This is a genomic window from Octadecabacter dasysiphoniae (genome assembly GCF_021532615.1).
GTDB classification, from domain to species: domain Bacteria; phylum Pseudomonadota; class Alphaproteobacteria; order Rhodobacterales; family Rhodobacteraceae; genus Octadecabacter; species Octadecabacter dasysiphoniae.
The window spans coordinates 1,007,226-1,028,951 of record NZ_JAKGAQ010000001.1 but is presented as its reverse complement, the minus strand read 5'-3'; the positions used below and the strand labels follow the sequence as shown (position 1 = coordinate 1,028,951).

The 21,726-nt window shown below is 55.3% G+C and carries 11 protein-coding genes; 1 reads left to right on the top strand and 10 read right to left on the bottom strand.

The features are described from left to right. Positions 1 to 11 precede the first annotated feature (11 nt). The 9 genes from L0664_RS05015 to L0664_RS04975 all read right to left on the bottom strand — a co-directional run bounded on the left by L0664_RS05015 (position 12) and on the right by L0664_RS04975 (position 9,962). Positions 12 to 920, bottom strand: a complete 909-nt coding sequence (locus tag L0664_RS05015) for a glycosyltransferase family 2 protein (protein WP_235224520.1) — start codon at positions 918 to 920, stop codon at positions 12 to 14. Further along, on the bottom strand, positions 917 to 1,936 hold the full coding sequence (locus L0664_RS05010) for a glycosyltransferase (protein ID WP_235224519.1): 1,020 nt from the start codon (positions 1,934 to 1,936) through the stop codon (positions 917 to 919). Before L0664_RS05010 ends, L0664_RS05015 begins: the two co-directional genes overlap by 4 nt. Positions 1,937 to 2,128: 192 nt before the next feature. Continuing rightward, complete coding sequence (locus L0664_RS05005; RefSeq protein WP_235224518.1) at positions 2,129 to 2,371, bottom strand: hypothetical protein; 243 nt, start codon at positions 2,369 to 2,371, stop codon at positions 2,129 to 2,131. Positions 2,372 to 2,904: 533 nt separating this feature from the next. Next, positions 2,905 to 3,900, bottom strand: a complete 996-nt coding sequence (locus L0664_RS05000) for an ABC transporter ATP-binding protein (RefSeq protein ID WP_235224517.1) — start codon at positions 3,898 to 3,900, stop codon at positions 2,905 to 2,907. Next, on the bottom strand, positions 3,887 to 4,885 hold the full coding sequence (locus L0664_RS04995; RefSeq protein WP_235224516.1) for an ABC transporter ATP-binding protein: 999 nt from the start codon (positions 4,883 to 4,885) through the stop codon (positions 3,887 to 3,889). The genes L0664_RS05000 and L0664_RS04995 overlap by 14 nt, the downstream gene beginning before the upstream one ends. A 2-nt stretch (positions 4,886 to 4,887) precedes the next feature. Continuing rightward, positions 4,888 to 5,802 carry an ABC transporter permease gene (locus L0664_RS04990; protein WP_235224515.1) on the bottom strand — a complete coding sequence of 305 codons (915 nt, stop codon included), beginning with the start codon at positions 5,800 to 5,802 and terminating at the stop codon, positions 4,888 to 4,890. Then, complete coding sequence (locus tag L0664_RS04985) at positions 5,799 to 6,740, bottom strand: ABC transporter permease (protein WP_235224514.1); 942 nt, start codon at positions 6,738 to 6,740, stop codon at positions 5,799 to 5,801. Before L0664_RS04985 ends, L0664_RS04990 begins: the two co-directional genes overlap by 4 nt. Positions 6,741 to 6,835: 95 nt before the next feature. Continuing rightward, entirely contained in the window at positions 6,836 to 8,416 is a 1,581-nt protein-coding gene (locus tag L0664_RS04980) for an ABC transporter substrate-binding protein (RefSeq protein WP_235224513.1), read from the bottom strand. 61 nt (positions 8,417 to 8,477) lie between these two features. After that, positions 8,478 to 9,962 carry a M81 family metallopeptidase gene (locus L0664_RS04975; RefSeq protein ID WP_235224512.1) on the bottom strand — a complete coding sequence of 495 codons (1,485 nt, stop codon included), beginning with the start codon at positions 9,960 to 9,962 and terminating at the stop codon, positions 8,478 to 8,480. 214 nt (positions 9,963 to 10,176) lie between these two features. Between L0664_RS04975 and L0664_RS04970 the strand changes: the two genes are divergently transcribed. Next, on the top strand, positions 10,177 to 11,214 hold the full coding sequence (locus L0664_RS04970) for a LacI family DNA-binding transcriptional regulator (protein ID WP_235224511.1): 1,038 nt from the start codon (positions 10,177 to 10,179) through the stop codon (positions 11,212 to 11,214). Between the two features lie 251 nt (positions 11,215 to 11,465). Here L0664_RS04970 and L0664_RS04965 read toward each other — a convergent pair whose 3' ends face one another. After that, positions 11,466 to 21,707: a hypothetical protein gene (locus tag L0664_RS04965; RefSeq protein ID WP_235224510.1), complete on the bottom strand. Its 10,242-nt coding sequence runs from the start codon at positions 21,705 to 21,707 to the stop codon at positions 11,466 to 11,468. Positions 21,708 to 21,726: the final 19 nt, after the last annotated feature.

Here is a 21,726-nt window from a genome sequence, read left to right as displayed (position 1 = left end):
GTTCATCAGTTTCATTTTGGTGTGAAATCAGGGCCATACTGTCGCAACACAACGCCCCCGGCTAACCCCGACAAAGCGCCAACATGAAGTGCGCCGCGCAAGATCGCTTTGTTGCGGCGCCCCGTATCGGCGACCTGCAACAGCGCCGCCCCCATACAATACGCGACTTTGCACATCGTGATGGCCCAAAGCCTCGCCGACGTGCCACCTTCTGCGACAAGCCGCCCGTGTGTCTGGCCCATCCGGTAGCGACGGCGCAGCAACCAGGCAAAGCTGACCCGGTTCGGCGGGATCGTTTCATGCAACAATGCATCAGAGGCAAAGGCGATGCGCCCGCCAGCCGCGACCACCTTGGCGAAAAAGGCCGTGTCTTCGCCGCCAGTCTGGCCAAGCGACAAATCAAAGCGACAATCGCGCAGCGCAGGGCTTTGCATGTCGATCAAAACGTTGCAGGTGTATCCGGTGATGATCTGGTCATCGACCCAAACCGGCATTGTGGCGTGTATCTTGGTGCGCTGCATCCAGGCTGGCGCACCGTTGGGATATACCGCCTCAACTGGGCCAAGCACGACGTCGGCTTGATCGGTCTTCATGGCTTGTGTCAAATGGACCAGCCAATTTGATGGCGCGACCTCGTCATCATCTATAAACGCCAGAAGCTGGGCCGTGCTGTGGGTCAACGCCCCGTTACGCGCGATCGATATGTTTCCCTGCGGGCAATGCACATAGCGCAAAGGAAAGGGTGCGCCCTGCGCTATGCGTTCGACGACGTCACGCGCGCTCGGCTCATCGTCGTTATCGATCACAAGCACCGACACCGCGTAACCATCAGGCTGCACCAGCTTCATGAGCGAGGCCAGCGTTTCAGCCACCTGCGGGCGTCGATAGGTACAAACACAAATCTCTAACGTTCGGGTCATTGCGCAACCCCGCGACCGCCAAGAACTGTGTCACGCACCACCCGTTGCCAAAAACCCAACGACCACGAAAAATGCATGGTCATTGCAGCGACACCGCAAAGGATCAGCGCAGGGTCGCGGACGCGCCATGCCATGCGAAAGCCCGTAAAAAGGCAGTATGCGGACCACACCAGCGCGGGCAGCACAAACAGCGAATGCAGTGGCCAAAGGAATGCCAATAACAGTGCGGGTAAGACCATCATGACTTTGGCTTGACGCAGCTGAGGGACCACGCTGTGTTTCAACAGATTGCGCGCACGCCCTGTGCCATACCGGAAATACTGTTGCGCCAAGGCGAACAGCGACGGTCGGGGGAAATAGGTGATGCTCGTTGCCGACGTGAGCCAAATGCGATGCCCCGCCTGCCCCAGCCGGTAGTCCAACTCGGCGTCCTCATTGTGCGTAAAGCTCGGATCATAACCGCCAACCGCGCGAAACGCCGCAAGCTTGATCAACGCATGATGCCCATGTTCAACGTAAGCACCACTAGGAACGTTTCGATGGGCAGACCCGCCGTTCCCGATCGGGGCATTCTGCGTCGCCGCATTGATCCGCTGCACAGGCGCAGTTCCTTGCGCAATCATGCTAACAACAATGCTATCTGCGTAGACCGACTGTGCCTGCTGCATCAACACATCGCAAAAGTCGTCGGGATAGGCGCAATGGGCGTCGATCCGGATCAAATGGGTCGCGCGGTCACCATCCTCGGCCACAGCAAGATTAATCGCAGCACTCTGGATGCGATCGCGATTGTGAAGCAATGATATCCGATCGTCGGTTGATAAAATGTCCTCAACGATGCCGACTGTCCCATCGGTACTGCCCCCGTCAACCACAACAACACGCCCACCCAAGCGGCGCGCAGCCGCGCTCATCTGATGCAGGATCGGGCCGATATGTCTGGCCTCATTCAAACAGGGGATAACGACCAGCGGATCGTACTTATTCAAGGATTCAGTCTTGGTTTTTTCTTGCATATCGCGCCTTCGACATTGGATAAAAATAAAAGCCACGTGGGCAAACCATCGCAAAAAAGGCAATTCACATGAGGGCATTTTATAGATCGTCGCTGTAACGGGCGCACCTACACGCACCCATAATCGGCCATTCATCGCCATTCAAAGAGCGGGTTTTCGTCACAAAAACCGGTCGCGCAAAAAAAATCAGCGCTAAACAAATTCCACAAAGCGAAACATTGGTTTTTTGCCTGAAAGCAAAGACAAGCTGCTTTTATTTTGTGGGAAATTTGGCAGAAATCCGCGCACGCCCAATCGGCTTATTGTAGTCTTCGCCGCAAGTACGGGCATCAAAAAGGCCAGATGCGATGAAGAGAGTCCTAATACCACTTCAGGTTGAACAGTCACAAAAAGCGAACAATTGAGGGCAACTTCAATTAACCCCACCTTGGTCAAGAGGACCAGTATTCGGAAAAGCCTTGGCGATCCTCCAAATCGGCGCGAGTCATCGGCTTGACACGAACGACCTGCTAATTGGCACCAGACCCCACCATGAGACAGGAAATGCAGCAAGCTCACCGCGCGGATTTTGCACGCGGATCCATTCAGTCCATCATCTGCGCGACGGAGAGACGTGTTGCACACATAAGGTCTAATTTCACCATATTAATAAGCGGTTCAGTCAACTTTCAGTTCGTCCATATCTAGCGCAGTTTCCCTACTTTACGCTCGATTTCACGTACAGCGTGACCCAGATTCATACGAACTTTCACGCAGGAATACGAAAGTGACCACCCATCGACCACGAACACTCAAGTAAGGCACTGCTGCGAAATTGGCTGTGAAACGTGAACGCGAGATTGATAACAACATAAAGGATGGCGTTGTTCATCCTACGACTTCAGGGGTTGCACAGTGGGCCCTGAAGTCGCCCAGGAGATCGCATAGGTGCAGCGGTCTTTGGGCATATTGTCCCGCTGCCGGCCATTTCAACCCGGAAAATGGCAGGCAACGCTTTGACCGGGCGTGTGCTCAACGAGTTCCGGACGTATCTGAGCACAGATATCGTTCGCAATCGGGCATCTGGTGCGAAAAGGGCAACCGCTCGGTGGATCAATGGGGCTTGGTACTTCGCCCTTCAGAATAACGCGCTTCTGGCGAACGCTGGGATCGGGCAATGGGACTGCCGATAGCAATGCCTTGGTATAAGGATGTGCGGGAGCCGCGAAAAGCTGATCGCGATCTGCGATTTCCATGATGCGGCCAAGGTACATGACCGCGACGCGATCGCTTAGGTGTTCGACAACCGCCAAATCGTGAGAAATGAAAAGGATCGCCAAACCAAGATCAGCCTGAAGTCGCATCAGAAGGTTTATGATCTGGGCCTGTACCGAGACATCCAAAGCAGAGACAGCTTCGTCGCAAACGATGAAGTCAGGTTCGGAGGACAGGGCGCGTGCAATGCAGATGCGCTGGCGTTGACCGCCCGAGAACTGATGCGGCATCCTGTCCATGATATCGGCGGACAGGCCGACGGTATCGAGCAGTTGGGCAACGCGTGCCCGGCGCTCCGCCCGCCCCGGCACAATCCCGTGGCTTCGCAGAGGTTCGGAGATAAGTGCTTCAACGTTCATACGTGGATTCAGGCTTGAGAATGGATCCTGAAAGACAATATTCAGCCGCTTTCGAAACGGCTTGAGGTTGCTTTGCGGCAGTCCGTCGATACGCTCACCGTCAAGCCTTAATTCGCCCGATGTCAGGTCCAGCAATCGCGCAACGCAGCGGCCAACTGTCGACTTACCGCATCCCGATTCACCGACAAGCGATAGAGTTTCACCTGCATTCACCTCAAAACTTACCCCGTCCACGGCTTTTACGGCGCCCACCTGCCGCCCCAAAAGACCACCGTGTATTGGAAAATACTTCACCAAATCGCGCAATTCGACCAACGGATGGGATGTCTCAGAACCCTCAGGCTTTGTCACGTGCGGCCTCCTTTGGTGCGAAGTGGCACGCTGCGAAGTGACCGTCGGCCTTCTCTTCCAGACCTGGATCAAGATGGGTGCAAACGTCCTCGGCTCGTGGGCACCGGGGCGCGAAGACACAGCCTTCGAACGCCTGTGTCAGGTCAGGGACACGGCCGGGTATTTCCGCCAGCGCCTTTGACATTTTACCGCTGCGGACCTGCCCCAGCTTTGGCACTGCATCCATCAGACCTTGTGTATAAGGATGCCGTGGGTGGGCAAAAAGATCGGCGACGTTCGCCTCTTCCACCTTTCGACCTGCGTACATAACCATCACCCGTTCCGCGAATTCCGCAACAACGCCAAGGTCGTGTGTGATCAGCAGGATCGCTGTGTTTGTGCGCTTTCGAAGATCGCGCAGCAGATCAAGAATCTGAGCCTGGATTGTCACGTCGAGCGCTGTCGTCGGCTCATCGGCAATCAATAAGGCAGGGTTACAGGCCAATGCCATGGCAATCATGGCGCGCTGGCGCATCCCGCCCGACAGTCGATGGGGGTATTCATCAACACGTTTTTCCGGCGACGGGATGCCCACCAAAATCAAAACTTCGATGGCGCGTTTGCGCGCAGCACGGGTGTTCGCCCCGGTGTGCAATCGGACCGCTTCGCTAATCTGGCGCCCGATGGTATAAACTGGGTTCAACGACGACATCGGCTCCTGAAATATCATGCTGATCTCACCGCCACGCAGGCGGCGCATCTCGCGTTCGCTTTTCGTGCTCAGGTCTTCGCCGCGAAAGCGAATGTCGCCTGCGATCTTGCCGGGGGGCGTGGGCAGCAGGCGCAGCACCGACATGGATGTTACGGACTTTCCGCACCCGGATTCCCCGACAATCGCAAGCGCTTCGCCAGTATCGATGGAGAAGGACAAACCGTCGACCGCGCGGTTCACGCCTTTGTCGGTTTCAAAATGGACCTGCAGGTCACGGACTTCGAGGAGCTTCATCGTCACACCCGCTTTGCCAAGCGCGGGTCGACCGCATCGCGCAAACCGTCGCCCAGAAGGTTCACAGCCAATACGGTGACCGACAGGAAAATGGCTGGGAAGAACACGATGTTCGGTTTAACCTGCCAGAGCGCGCGGCCCTCGGCCATGATGTTGCCCCATGACGGGATCGATGTAGGAAGGCCTGCACCAATAAAGGACAGGATTGCCTCGGTAATCATGGCCGATGCGCAGATGTAGGTTGCCTGCACGGTGATCGGGGCAACCGTATTGGGCAATATATGTAGACGGATGATGCCCAGTTTTGATGTACCGCAGGCCACGGCCGCCTCGACATAAGTAAGTTCGCGGACCGACAGCACCGCAGAACGGGTCAGCCGCGCCACACGGGGGATTTCGGCAATTGTGATGGCCAGAATGACGTTCATGACCGACCCGCCGCGCATCAACGTCATCAGTGCAATCGCAAGGAGGATCGCGGGAATGGACATCATACCGTCCATGATCCGCATGATAATACCATCCGCCCAGCGCACAAAACCAGCCGTCAGTCCGATAATCATGCCCACGATTGTCGCAAAGAGCGCCACGCCAATCCCGACGATAAGGGACACCCGTGCGCCGTAAACCGAGCGCGCAAATATATCCCGTCCAAGCATGTCAGTTCCGAACCACGCCTCTGCAGAGGGGGGCTGGACGCGAACTGCTGGGTTCATCGCAGAGGGATCGCTTGTCGAAATGATGGGGGCAAAAATCGCCATGATCGCCACCAGTGCCAGCAACGTGCCGCCCAGCCACATCGTAGGATGCCTGCGCAGGGTGCGCATCATCGCATTGCGCTTCGGCGGGGCGGATATGATCGCGGGCATGGCGCGCGCGACAACATAACTCTCCTGTTCTGGGGGGGCGCTGGTCAATATCTGATCCTCGGGTCAATGACGGTATAGCTCAGGTCGATCAACAGGTTGATGATGACATAGACAAAGCTGAAAATAAGGATCACGGCCTGAATAACCGGATAATCCCGGCGCAGAATTGAATCCACGATCAGTCTGCCCAGACCAGGAAGCGCAAAGACGCTTTCGATGACCACAGCACCGCTGATCACAAGCGTTATGCCAATACCGATCACGGTAACGATGGGCACGGATGCATTGCGCAAAGCGTGGACAAACAGAACCGCCTGTTCCGAAGCACCCTTCCCGCGGGCCGTTCGAATATAGTCCTGTTGGAGGATCTCAAGCATTGTCGCGCGGGTAATACGGGCGATGATAGCGATATAAAAAGTCGCCAAAGTGAAAGACGGAAGTAGCAAGCTGCGCAGCCAAGGCCACGGGCCCTCTGAAAATGGCGTATACCCCTGAACGGGCAACCAACCGAGTTGCAACGCAAACGTCCAGGCAAGCACGTAGCCAATTACGAACACAGGCACCGAAAACCCAAGCACGGCAAATAGCATGATTGCGCGATCTATCAGGCTGCCATGTTTCCAAGCCGCCAGCACACCCAGCGGGACCGCTATTGTGATAGCGATGACCATGGTGACGACCATTAATGAAAGCGTCGGTTCGACCCGCTGCTGGATCATCGTTGAGACGGGCAGTCGCGTGAATATGGATACTCCGAAGTCCCCCCGCAGCACACCAGAAGACCATTCGACAAAACGGACAGGAAAACTGCGGTCAAGCCCAAGATCGATACGGATCGCTTCGATTTCGGCTTGCGTGGCTTGATCGCCCGCCAATATCGCAGCCGGATCGCCGGGCGTTATGTAAAGCAAAGAGAAGACGAACAGCATAACAAACAACACCACCGGGATGGTCGCGAGAATGCGTCTGAAGATGTAACTTCCCATGTGCCGTCAGCTTTGCCATTGAGGGTGTTCGACAACGGACCTACCGTGATCGAATACCTGTGAGAAAAATCCGAGTGGTGGCTGACCTGTAAGGATCACGTCCGCCGGATATTCCAGAACATGTCGACGGACCCTTGCAACGCGCCTTGCAAATCCGCTCGCACAGCGCCCGAGCTATAGGACAGACCCAGCGGAAGCGTCGGAACCTGATCTATCGCGCGGTTCTGCACATCAAGATACAATTTGGCCGCCGCCTTTTCGTCAGCAGCACCAAGCCAGTCCACCACGAGCCGTTCCATTTCAACATCCTCATACCACCCCCACCAACCGGACTCTCCCAGCCCTCGGGTTGTCGCGTTGGTCGCCGGGTTGTTGATTGAAATCGCAGGCCAGTTTGTCGCCGCGATGTTCCACCCGCCATTTTCAACGGTTTCCTTTGAAACACGGCGCTGCACCACTGTGCCCCAGTCCGTTTCGACAAGATCGACATTGAAACCGATCTTCCCGAGCAGATCTGCCGCCAAAAGACCGTGTGGATGGATTGAGGCAATATCGGTCGGGTTCAAAATCACCACCGGTTCGCCGTTATAACCAGCCGCCATCACCGCTTCTTTGGCGGCTTCGATATCAAGACTACCCATGATGCCTTCGCCAACCTGTTCCACGCCGGGTGTGCCACAAGGAAAGAGCGCGAGGCATTCTTCGCGGTCCTCAGGCTTGGCGGCGACAGACTGAAGGAACGGAACCTGATCAACCGCCTTAAGAACCGCACGCCGGATTTCGACATTGTCAAACGGCGGGATAAGGTGGTTGAAACGGATCACGTGCAAGACACCGTAAGGATCAGTGCGGTGCAGATTGACGTCAGGGTGCATTTCAAGGATGGGCTGAAGATCGGTTAGAACCGTTCCTATCCAATCGACCTCCCCGGCTTGGATCGCTGCGATGGCGGTGGCGGCATCGGGCATGATCTGCCAATCCAGCCGGTCAAAGTTCACCTGTTTGCCACCTGACGTCCATTCGGCGACGCCCTCTCGGGGGATGTAGTCAGCAAATTTTTCATAGACCACGCGGTCGCCAGATACATATTCATCCGCCACAAAACGGAAAGGACCAGAGCCGACCATTTCAGTAATCTGGGTTTGGGGATCGGTGGTTGCCAAACGTTCGGGCATCATCATGGCCGGGCGCGAATGCGGCTTGCCAATCGCATTAAGCACCGGGCCAAACGGACGGTTCAGCTTGATAACGATCGTTTTGTCATCCACATATCCGAAAGATTCAGTCGCCGCATTCAGGGCCTGACCGAACGGATCGCGCTGTGCCCATCGTGCCAGGCTGGCTGCACAGTCCTGTGCGCGCACCGGTTCACCATCGTGAAATTTCAACCCGTCGCGCAGGGTAATCCGCCATTCGAGGCCATCATCCGAAACACTATGACCCGCAGCCATCTGCGGTTGCGGGTTCTGGCCCGCATCAACGCCATACAGCGTATCGAACACGCAATATCCATGGGTCACGGACACAGCGGCCGGAGTGAAAATCGGATCCAGAACCGTCAAATTGCCCGATGGGACATATTTCAGCACATTGCTGTTTGCTGACTGACCAAGGGCCGGCAGGGACAAAAGGGGCGAAGCCGCAGCAGCGCCTAGAAGTGTACGACGTTTAATCATTTCAATTCCTCTCTCTCGTGTGCGGTTTCCCATCGTTGTTTTCGGGAAATTTTCCGTGTGTTTAGATGAAAGACGGCGTTGCCATATCGTCAGCAGGCCAAAACGGGCGTTTTCGGTTCTGCCAGTCAACGTCCTGCAGTCTCAGCGGCGTAGCGCCCAGCCCGTGCAATGCGATGAAATTTACCGTGTCCGACAAAAGTTTGCGAAAATTCATAAGGTTCTTAAAGCTGACCAACCGACACTGGCTGATATCGATCCCGCAGGCCGAATAGTGTTCATCTGCATTTTCGTAGACCGCATGGCTGGCGCAAAGCAGTTGCAAGCCGCCCACCCGCAGAACAACGGATGGACCCAATGTCGTTTCCAGACTTGCGGCAGGCCCACCCGTGTAGATGAACGTTCCGTCATGCAGGCTTTCGACTGTTGCCTTGATTTTTACCGGATCGGCCCAACGCGTATCAAGCCAAGCACCGATCTCGAACTCCGCTTCGGCCCCGCGCCCGAGTTCAAACGCCAATTGAGCGGTATAAGGATCATAGATACAAAGCGCAGCAGCTGTATCAGGCGCATGTGCCACTATCGCCGCCAGCAGCGCAGGCGAGTCACCCGCCGCCCCGCCACCAATGCTGTCGGGTGCATCAATCAAAAGCGTCGTCTTAGCATCCGAAGCAAGTGCTGCTTTAACAGCCTCTTCTGGGGTCATCGCGTCAAGTTCGAACGCGCGGCGACGCAGCCACATCTCATCAAGGATTTCCTGCGCCACAGCATCGGCGGCTTCAGCGTCTCCGTCGGTTACGGCCAAACCCGTGATGCCCACATCTGCCATATCCAGCCAGGGCTGGACTGGGAAGTAACTGACGCTGAAGGCCCTGTTCTGATCTTCGATCTGCCGGGCTTTTGCGGCAACTTTCGCCATTGGCGCATCGCCCAATGTCGCGCCCCCAAGGACAGGAAAGATGGCATTATATTTTTTGATCCGCATCACAGGAGCAAATTCGCCCTTCATGGCACCAATCAATAATCCCGCTGCCTTTTTGCCGGTTTCATAGGCGTCCACGTGAGGATAGGTTTCATATCCAACAAGGATATCGGCATTTTCGACCATTCGGTCTGATACATGCGCATGCAGGTCAAGACTTGCCGAAATCGGAACGCCGGGTCCGACGGCTGAGCGAATACCTTGCAGTATTGCCCCCTCGGGGTCTTTCTCCTGATCGCAAATCATCGCACCATGCAAGGCAAGATACACGCCATCCAAAGGCAATTGCGCAGCAATCCCATTGATGATTTCGGCAAGAATATCTTGAAAAAACGCCTCTTCGACGTGCCCGCCCGCACCACCCTTTGCCGCCAGTATCGGCACAACGACGCAATGTTCGTCCTGCAGTGCTTCAATGCCACCAGCAAGGGCTGTCTGTTTGCCATTTGCAAACGCGAGAACCTGCTGGCCCCTAACAAGTCCCTTGCGCTCAAAATCTTCTTTGCGGTCAACCCTAAGGGACAGGCTGTTTCCTTCATACTCGCAACTGGCAACGGCGACACGCATGTTTACCCCCACTCTCTATTTTTCAATCGACCAATAATCGCTGCGCATAACAACTTAGCCATGCCGCAGCTTGTGCTTTCCGGCCCGATATTACATCATAAAGTTACCGGTAACTTTTAACGAGTCAAGTGAGAACTTTGCTAAGTCCAAATAGCGGTGCTAGAAATTGGCGATGCGCTACTAAAGTAATCAGACTTTGCCGTTTGGGGGGAAAATGAGCCAAGAAAGCCGCTACCGCCGTCCGAAGCAACGGCAGGCTGAGGTCCAGATGCGAGACGTCGCCCGCATGGCAGGTGTGTCGACCCAGACCGTCTCGAGATATTTCAGAAAGCCTGAAACCATCGGGACTGAAAACAAGGAACGGATCGCCAAAGCAGTTGCCGAAACCGGCTATTTTCCGAACCCCGCCGCCAGTAGCTTGTCAGCAAACCGAACAAACCTGGTTGCGGTGATTGTTCCCACTATCGACCACTCTATATTCTCGGAAATCGTATCTGGCCTCAGCTCGGTTCTGGAAAACGAGAATTATTCGCTCCTTATTGCCGACAACGGTTTTTCCCTCGAAAAAGAGGAAAAGCTGATCGAACGGTTCCTCGTTTACAAGGTGTCCGGCATCGTGCTTATCGGACAGCTGCACAGCGAACGTACGCGAGACCTTTTGCGGGCATCCGGAACACCGACGGTGGAACTGCTCGAATGCGATGCCCCCCCCATAGATATGACCATCGGTTTTTCGAATCTCTCAGCGTCCTATGAGCTGACGATGGGACTTATCGAACGCGGCAAGCGCAATATCGGTTTCATCTCTGCCCTTCCGACCGGAAATGATCGTGTGCAGCAGCGCCTGAAAGGTTTCCATGCGGCGCTGAAAGACGCCGGTCTGACCGCAAAGCCAGAGCATGTTGCGCATGCAGACTTTGCCATCGAAAATGGCGCGCGGGCGTTTGAAAAAATGTACGAAAAAGCTCCTGAAATAGATGCTATCGTATCAAACGACATCCTCGGGCTTGGCGTACAACTGCAATGCGCGCGCATGAATTTGGCAGTCCCCGAAGACATCGCCATTACAGGTTTCGACAATCTCGAGATCTCTTCAATACTCGAGACGCGGCTGACAACGGTCAATATAGAAAGCCGTGCGATGGGCGTTGCGGCGGGAAAACAGCTGCTGGCACGTCAGGGCAACAAAGATCGCGAAGAACCCTGCGTGGATTTGCGATATGAAATACTGTGGCGGGAAACAACGTCCTGAGAATAATCGATGATCTGGTTTCTTCACGTCGTCTGATATCGGCGTGTACCACTTATGGTTCACATATTACGTAATTCCATCGATATCGCGTCAAGTTTTGCCCATTGAACAGCCAAATGAATTGAAAACCCACCCATTCCGCCTTCGCCCCTACGATTGGGGCGATGCCAACCCCGTGATCAATCCTTCCGGTCAAATCTGCGGCGGATGTTGTGAACTGAAACACCCGCCGGATTTGATGGATTGGGCGATTATTTCGGCACCCACCAATCCAGATCATCCTGCGGCACCGCCACCGAAATGTCCTGAAACTGGATCAACGGCAGCTTTTCCATCCCTTCCACAATCTTGGTGGCAAAGACGGCCAACCGGAAGGATACGGCGGAATGATCGATCTTGGGTTTGGTCGCCGTAAGCCATTTGTTCATATTTGCAGCCGCACGGCGCGCCGCTTCGCTTGCATCCGTATCCGTGGACGGCACATTGGCCTGCAACAGATAAAGGGGCAGATAGGACGTCACTTCTGATCCTCCGTTTGCCATCAGACGGAAGGAATAGGAGATCGGCCCCTCAACCCGCAGTTCGGCAGGGTCTTTTGCCCCCACCGCACTGGCAGGTGCGACGCGCATCGCGTCCATCATCGATTGTACAGCCCCCTGCAAAGAGGCCCCCGTGGCTTCGGGCAAGGACGATGTCACTTTGATCAGCGGTACAATTGCTGTGGGCATCGACACCGTTTCTGTGCGGTAGACAAATGCGGGGTTGGTCTTTTCGCCTACGTCCGTGCCCAGATTGCTGTTGCGTTCGATAAAGGCGCTGGCGTGTGCACTTTGATAGCTCAGCACATAGAGATTTGACCACGTCATCGCGATCTGAACCGGAGCCTCTGCGCCGGATTTGAGGGTATAGAGCCAATAAGGTTCGCCCTCGATGCTCTTTTGGATTGGCGGATATTGATAGTCTTCAATCACGGGCAGCGGTGCTTGGGTCATGGAACGGGCGATGCCCACAGACAGCGATGTCCGGAATTCGAGTGATCCATCGGTGTTTTGATCGATGCGGTAATTCCAGACCTCATGGGTGTCGTCACCCTTTTGATCGTCGCCCTGCCCATCCCGGCTAACCGGTTTTGGCGGAACCCAAGTGGGCCACGCCGCCGCCACATCTGCCGCAATGTCGCGGAAATTCTTCAGGGCTTCCAGTGATTTGGGCGACCCATCCTGCGTCAGTGCATTAATGTCATCGGCCAGCAGCGGATATTCGTACGTATAGCGCGCCAGGGCATCAAACAAATCACCCGGACGGCCCTGCCCCGCACCAAGAAGATTGTCATCTGCATCGTCGTCCACCGCAATCTCGTTAAAGGTGATGGTCAGGTCCATCGTGTCCTGTTGGGCCACCTGTCGTTGAACCGTCAAACCATAGGTCCATGTCAGGGCTTGCGCGATGGTTTTGATTTCATCAGGCTTCACATCTTGGGTCGCTGTCGCGCCAATAAGCTTGGGCAATGGCGGATAGCTGCGCAGCGGGATCGGAATACGCGGTGCGCCCATGGGGGCCGTCAGGGTATTCTCTTCGCCTGCGGGGCGCAGATCTGGATCATCTTGTTGCAACACAAAGCTCAACCAATTGCTTGGCGTGTATCCACAGCGTTCCGCCTCGGTATCGATGTTATGCTCAACAGCGCTCATCTGGAAATCCAGATCAAGCTTGAGCGCCTTCTGGGCCGACGGATCTTCGACGGACAGCAGGAAGTTCAGCCATGTTTTGCCATCCTTGAGGGGGATTTTCGCCGCACTAAAGCTATAGGGCAACGGTTTGGCATCAGCGCCTTGGGCCCCGCCTTCGGCGTCCCGCGCCATGATATTACCGAAGATATTGGGGGGTACACTTGCCCCCGGTTCAATATCGCCGTTCAGCTTGACCTGCACGGCCATCTGGATCAGTGCGGCAACGCCGTAATCATTTTCCAGCGTATTCAGAAGCGCCTGACGCATGGTTTCCACCGCAATCGACAGATCGCTCTGATTTTCCCCGTCGTCATTAAGGTATTGTTTCAACATGCTTTCATAGATGAACGTCAGCCGGTCCGCGATGGCGCGGGCCAGGTTGGTTTTGCTTTCGACGAACGGATCATAGATCGATGCATCACCCGCGGCGCGGGTCGAATTATCCGCGACATTGGGTGCCATCTCAGGCGCGAATATCCCCTCGACCGAGCTCAGGAAATCCGCCGCCCACAGATCGATATCAATGTTTGAGAAATTCACCTCGATCTGCTTTGGCGGATCTTGGCGGTAGTCCCAAACCTTATCAACTGTGCGGCTGATCAATTGCGTGCTCAGCGGTGGGGTGGCGTAATAGATCGGTGGGTTGTCATCATCGTTCAGCACCTCAACAGAAATGCCCGACGTGTTGCCCCAACGGGCCAGCCACAATGATTGTTTGCCCAAACGGCTGCTCGTGAGGTCCGAATTCACGCCTGTGGCAACTTTGATAACACCTTGTGCATCGTCAAAGTCGAAATAGGACGCTTCGAACCCGACCGCAAACGACGACAGGCCGGATGGATCGGCTTCTGTCGATTTGCCCTGCACCGGAGAGATCGGCGAGCGCGCACATTGCACGCGCGGTGCAAGGGCCACGATTTCAGGCTGCACACCTGCGCGGCGGATCATCAGATCGACCTGCAATTCGCGCATGTCACCTGTCCAAGACGTCGGATATTCCTTTTTCAGATCAAAGGATAACGTCATCGGTTCAGGCATGTCAGGCGCCTGGCCTGCTTTGCCGCCGTCCAACCAGCGAACCCACCCCAGAACGGTGCCCAGATATGTCAGAATATCAGCCTTGTCCTGTGGGCCGCCCAAAGCACCCGCTGGGGCGGGACCTGCATCAGGCGTGTCGGGCGCCAACAGATTGGCGGTGTTCACCGCAATCGAAACCGCCTCAGCCGAAATCTGGTCAAAGATTTTCGCATATTCGGACAGGACCGCCTTGATCGCGGATGTGTCGCTGTCATCTGAAATTTGCAGCACGATTTCAGTCGGATAGGCATCCTCGATCAGCAGACGGTTGGTAAAGGTCTGCATCAACCCCACCTGCGGCGTACCAACCAGTCTTTCGGTCTGCGCGCTGAGGGCAACATCGGCAAATCGCGCGGTGTCATAGATGGACGGGCCAGACAGGGTGGCGTTCAAGCCCTCAAGCAGGACCGTCTGCACTTGGGTCAATTCCGCCTCTGGGTCGGTCATCACGGTCTTGGCCGCGTCACTAAATTGGGCCCAAAGGAAGGCGGACACAGGGTTGGTCGCATCCTGCAACGCCACGATAAGCCCGCGCACCTGCGCAAGATCGCTTAGCGATAACAACACGGTTCCATAGGTGAAATTCAGATTAAGCTGCGGCGTGCCATTTTCCGGATTGGCCACAATGGTATAGTTGTTCTGGGTCGACGCCCAATGCGCGAGGTCCAGAATATCGTCGTTGTACACCACAGGCAGCGGGTTTGCTTGCACAGGCAGGCTGTTGCCAAAGATATCCTCAATCGAGACATCAAAAGACACGTCACGTCCGATCGCACCATAGCGGTTTGCATCACCAACCAACGGCGCGGTCGCAAAGGCCTCTTGATAGTTCCACGCATCTGCGTCGTTCAGCCCAACGATGGGCCTGCTCCAGTTACTGGACACAGGGACACCGCCCACACCCGTCACGCGGTAGCTGACCATTTGGTACAACCATTTGAGCGTTCCAGTCGGATCAGTCGCAGCATCCGGTTCATTTGGCGGTGCTTTCCAGACAATCGACCACCCCGTAAATCCGCCCGGATAAGACGCGGTGTATGTGTGCACAGAGGTCAGCACGTCATCGGTCTTGCTTTTCAAAGTGGACATAACGGCATGGTTTTCATCAGGCTCCGGCCCGATCAGCGCATTGTGGTAGGGTTTGGCATGTATCACTTCCGCCGCACTATCGGTCTGGATGATCAACTGGAATGTTGCCTCTCCGTTGACGAATGTTTCGGGGTCAATATCCGCCACTTGCAGATAGAATCCTCCCGTGTGGACGATGCTGCATTCCCAGACCAGACGCAGGAAACGACCTAATTCATCCCCCCCTTCGGGCAGCTTTGCGTAGTTGGCACAGAACCTGTCTGGCGTGTCAGCCGCCGCACTGTCCACGGCACTGCTGGCCACCGAAAGCCCACCCGGCGCGGTTGACGTCGACAGGTTCGTGCGCACCAGAACGCTCGGTACTTTGGTCGACGTAAAGACGCCTTTTGCCTTGGCCGTGGCCAGTTCCACCCCGGTGATCGTGGCGTCTTGGTCGTCCAGAAGTTCCTGCAAATAAGCGCGGTCCACTTCGTCCGATCCAACGAGAGAGAAAATATCAGGCAGAATTTCCCCAACGCGGCCACCCGGTTTGGCAATGGTGCGCAATTTGATCGACATCACCAAGGCGCCTGTTGCGCTGTAGGGTGTCGATGTCTGGGTCGCAGCACTCTTGCCTCCGACCTGTGCAAGGCTCATCCACAACGAATTTTCGTCCCGTTCTGCGGGGGGCAAAGCGGCATTGTCGGCGCGCCATTCCTCAATCGCGAGATGCAGGCTGTCAGGGAAGTTGAAGATCGTGTTGTGTGTCCCGTCCAGTGTTGTCCAGTCCAGTGACGAATTCATCGGGAAACGCGCTGGCACAGGTGACAAGGGGTTCGTGGGCGTCACGTTCCAATGGTCAACAGACGGACCTGTGGTGTAAACCTGCGCGGTCTCCAGCGTCGCGGGCACCCCGGCATCAGACACAGTGATCCAGCCAGGCAAATCACCCGACGGCACCAACAGCGCCTGCAAATCATCATGCAGCGGGAATTGCTGGTTTGTCAGCTGATACACACCCAGCAACTGATCCATTTTCGACGGGTTCGGCAGGCGCAGGCCACACATCAGATAGCGTGACACAAAGCCAGATACATTGGACACAGATGCGCCGACGGCGTCATCGGTATTGTCCTTTTCGCTGGCGATCATGTCGACAATCAACTGTTTGGCCAGCATCAGGAAATACTGGTCAAACATCAAACCAGTCACAGTTTCAGACCCACCTTGCACCGCAGTGAGGCTTGCAGGATCGGCATTTTCGAAATAGGCGACGACCTGATCCTCATAGGCGGCATCAACCGTGATCGCGTCAAACGGGAATGTCGTGTCCTGATAATGAACACCCATACCCGGATGGGCCGGGAAAATCGCAACGGGTGGCGGGTTTGGATCGTCCTTGACGGTGAACGGCTGCACGTCAAAGACGAATTTCTGTGCCAGCATGTCGGTCACACGACCATCCATTTCACCGTCTTCCAACGCGTCCTGAACATCCAGCAAACGGGTTTCGAACGGATCAGACGGCGAACTGTATTCGTCCAGCAACCAATCTGCGGTGCCTTTGCACATGCGGCCAAAATCAGACGCCGCATCCTTGGAATTGATCACAAGGGTCGCGATGCCACGCGGTGACCATGCGCCGCTGTCATTCACAGCGGTGGATTGCAGCAAAAAGCCCAGTGTGATCGGCTCGCCCGCATTAAGGCTATAGGCCATCTGCGGCATCTCATCCGACTCCATGACCATGGCGGCCATCATCGGTTCAGGCCCTGCTCCATTGTCATCCAGCGCGTCCATGGTGCCGCGCACCCTGTCCATCGCAGCCACACGGGTCGTGTCAAACGCGCCCATCATGTTGGCCATCAACGGCATGGGGGATTGGTCTTCCAGCTCTTTGGGGAACAGATCCGCGACTTCCTTGGGGCTTGGCCCCTTCAGGTCGGCACTATATTCGTAGTCGCCAAAGGTTTTATCGAGCAATTCAAACGTCGTCTCAAACGAGAACGAGATTGTCACAAAGACAATCTTGACGCTGGCCTTCACCGACACCGATGCATCGATCACCAAATGGGTATTGTGATAGGATTCAAACGCCACGGCCACGCGCAGGGTCAGCGACACGGATAGTTTGGCCGAGATAATCTTGAAATCAACCTCGCCCTTGATCTCGCCCACCACGGACAAGCTCAGACACACCCAATGGTAATCCACGCCATTGTCGGTCATGTCGCCCTTGAAAGATGCCAAAAAGCCCTCAACCACAAAGATCGCAGAAAGCGAGGCAGAGGCTTTGTAGATCGCCTTTTTGCCCTTCGGCGGCCACTTTTTCTCAACGCCAATCGAAATGCCCAGACCAAAGGCCCAGATCAGTTGAAAATTCGGCGGGTATTCCAGCGGCGCCGAGGGCGGATTGCTGGGAATGGAGAATTTCGCAGGCACGGATTCCGAGCTGAGCTTGGCCAGATAGAACCCCAGCTTACCCACCGCCGTCAGTGCCGGGTTGATCGGGAATTTAACGGTGATCGGGTGGTCTTTAAGCGGCCAACCCACGTCGAGGCGCCAATCCCCATTGGTCCAGATTGAAATGCCGAAATCTGGCAGGCTCAGCTCTGCGCTGCCCAGTTTCATGTTGCTGATATCAAGGAAGATCGTCGCAGACCAAACGCCTAAATGGTCGCTGATCTTGCGGTACATGATCATGAATTCAAAGCCGTCCAATTTTTTGGTGCCGTCTTTGTCTTCGTCTTTTTCCGGTTCAGGATCATCCTCAACGGCGTCTTCACCAGCGTCCTCACCGTCTGGATTGTCTTCGTCGTCTTTCTTCTTCTTTTTCTTCTTCAAATCGATCGCGAATTTCGCGCCATAAAAATCATTGTCATGCATCAGGACAGACAATTTGATGGGGGCAAAATCCAACTTTAACGCAAACGTCATCCCCGCCGCGCTGTTGTACAAATCCGACTGCGCGAACATGCGTTTCATATATTCAGCGACAGTCAAATCGCCGTACTTCGTGACTGTCTCGATGGTCTTGTCCAGCACCTTGGGATTGCTGAAATCAGACTTGATGGCAAAAGAGCGTCCGATGAACAGATCCGGCAGCCCGCCCAGCAAATCGATGTTCAACTTGGGGCCATTGTCCCAGTCATCCGTATCGGCGCTTTTGCCCACAAACCAAACGGAATTGTCCCCGCCGGGATCTTCTGGCGCGCCGAAAACGCCCAAATCTTTGGGGGAGTTACTGACGATCAGCGGAAAGTTGAGCAATTGGCCCGAATAGTGCTGAAACCGCATCTCAAAGGCGCCGTTTTCAGTATCAAAATCCACCCAATCCAGATGCACGGATTCAAACCCTGCAGAGATAATCCCCTGGATGTTGAACCCGTCCGGCCCTGCCACAACCGGCGGCAACGCCAAGACGCCAGCCACTTTGTCTGCCGCACCTTTCGTTCCACCGGGCGTCCAGCCAAAATAGATGTCTGCAGTGACGTTGTTGGTCTCAGAAACCAGACCACCCAGATTGCCCATGGGAATGCGCAGCCCCATGCAATATTCCGGCGCCAGGTCTTTATCCAAGCCTTTGCTGATCACCTGCCATTGCCCGCTTTGAGAGGTCCCCTGCCCGCCCGGTATGTGGCACAACGACGAAATACGGCTTGGGAACCGTTGCTCAAAACTATTGGCGCGCGATGTTGATGCCGCTTGATCGACCTTCATCCCGTCCAATTCGGTTGTGATGCCCGTGATCTTTGCGGGGCCTTCCTCGGCGGGAATATCTGTGACGATGTGAAAATTGTACGACAGAACCGATAGGCCAGCCGTGGGCACACCGTCGTCACCAATCACGCCATAACTAAACACATCCTTCGCGATTGACGGATCGAATGCTAATGTACCATCCAGCTGGAACGCAGCGGTCGCGATGGTGCGGCCATCATCCTGTTTGAGACTGGTAACAGCCACAAGTGATGCGTTTTCAATGGATTGCGCCTGCAAGGCCCGCAATTCGGACTCTTCCGTCGGGAAGGTAAAGACCCGCGCTTCGTGGGTGGCAAACACCAAATTGCCGGTCCCGTCCTTGTTCAGGGTATAGACGCCCTTGATCTCAATGGTGCCACTGTCTTGGACATCCAATTCACCCGGCACGGACAGATAGGCCGGATTGCCAAAAAGGGTGTCGATGCTGAACGCGATTGTGGATTTGAACACCACCAACTTTGAATTCGCATATTCTACATTCAGGTTCAGGACCTGAAAGGCCGGGTAACTCGTGGGCACATCCAGATCACGATTGTAATCGATCACCGCAAAAAGCGAACTGTTGGCGATCTTCATCATCGCCGCCACGCCGCCCACAACCGTGCCATTTTCGACCTGATTGATCGTCACGCCAAAGTGGTGCGCGCGCAGGGTGCCGTAGATACCGCCCAGCAAAATCTGCAAATGCGGCGGCAGGGCTTTGTAATCAAGCGGACAGTTAAAGACCAACATGCCAGACCAGTTGCAGTCATTGATGATCTGCAAGAAATTGTCATACAGTCCGGTAGTATCGGCCTCTGCGTCTTGGATATAGCGTTCGACCTGCGCCTTTACCTTGGCGCTGTCATCCCCGGGGGCAAAGAAACTGGTCCACTGGTCGGGGTCCTTGATCATCTCAACGAACGAAATGCCCGGAATGTATTTGAACGCCACAAGAGCTTTGGGCTGGTTGAGGTCATTGTCCGTTGTGTCATCATCGCCGGGTTTTGGGGCGACGTAGGGCCCGACATTCACCTCGAAGGTGAAATCACCCAACTGAACTTTGCGGCCTTCATGTGCATTGTCAGGCCACAAAAGCTGCGGATCGGTAACAACCATAAACAGATTGTCGCGCAGCGCCGCGTTCATGAATGTCGGGTTGACGACGCCATGGTCACTGTTTGGCGTCATCTCAAGGAATTGCTCAGCGTCCTGCGGGCTTTGCGCCATGCGGAGATATTGAACAGACCCCGCAGGAGCACCGAGTTCAGCTGTCGTGGTATTCAAGTCTGCGACAAACCCCATCGGAGTGCGCGCACTGCCACCGTTGAAAGGCTCGGCCAACGACATATCGAAAAAGATCGGGCCATAGGTGTAGTCAAATGTTGGCTCGATCATCTTGCGGCGCGCAGGTTCGATCACCTGACGTTCGAACCGGCCCACTTTTTGGGCGGCAGTGTCGGCGTTGTTCACGCCCTCATCCGGTTCGTCGTTGTAAAGGTCCTGATAGATGCCGCCATAAGGGACAAATGGAAAGACCGGGAGCGTGCCATCGGCCTCATTGCCCAACTGCGACAGGCTGATCCCCACGGCGATCAAATAATCCTCGGCCGTTTGATCGGACTTCTGCCCAAAATAAGTGGCCGTTGAAGGTTGCGAACAATAACTTGTTGGAACTTTGCTGGCGTCCTGTTCATGATCTACGGCTTTCGTCACCTTCACCCAAGACGTGCACAACGCATCATCCAGATCGAACATACCCTTCGCATCATCTGCGTAACCCTTTGCAAACGCAGGTTTATTGTTCTTAAAGCTCAGAATGTCGCCGACATCAGAAATCACAAATTCCGAACCGGACACACCAGCCATGATCGGCACAATGTCATGGTCTACTTTTTCAACAGAAAATTCGCCCACCGGCGTCATATAAAGATCGACACCATTCTTGCTGGATGTCTTGCCAAACCCAAATCCGGCCCCGTTCAGATCCCCATCGGGCAAGGGTTGCAACGCCACCTGCGACCCCGTCGGCGTGCGCATCAACAACGGTTCAAGTTTCTTGACAGCACCGCCGGTCACATCCTGCGCCAAGGCCAATCGCGTGCGATCGCCCGACAACGGCGCACCGGGATGGGCGGTGACGTTGAAGGCCAGATCGTTGACAGGAAACGGCCCCGGTGCTGTTGGTGCACGGAAAAGCGGATAGCGGATCATCTCGGCCTGTGCGGGATCATCACCGAAAAACATGCGTTGCTCGCCGCCGAACTGTTCTTGAAGGGCGCCGTGTTCCCATTGCCACGGAAACAACAAACCGCCCGCGTGGCTTCCGATCATCGGCAACGCAATCTCGTCCATGGCGGTGCCGGACACCTGTGGGCCCGCATCGGTAACCACCTTGACGCGCAGCCCCGTGCCGCCCGGCAATATCCGCAAAGAAACGCCATCGTCGGCTGGCTGAATGGTGGAAGTTTTGTCCATTGTGACCCACCAACGCCCAAACGGGACTTCGGCCGCTTCATACAACGCAGACGCCTTGCCTGTCTGGATCATGTCAAAGCTGTCTTCGCCGTGCCGCCAGGCCAGCCGCGTGTGGGCAGCCGCGCTGTCGTGGTGCAAGTTACGCGCGAGTTCGTCAATTAGCGCGGACGCAGCAGGTGGCGTGTTTTCGAGAAATACAAATGCGCCGTCCACAACGGCACTTTCCAAATCAAAACACGTTGAAATATCAGGAATAGATGGCAATGGGTCCGTGCCCTGCACCCCCCAAACGAAATAAAATAGACTGGCCCTGTCCGTCGCCGAACCTACGACTTCGTCACTTTGAAAAAGCGCATTCCCGTCCTTGGATATCAACCAAGAAAATGACAATCCAGACATAGAATATTCCTTTGAGTTT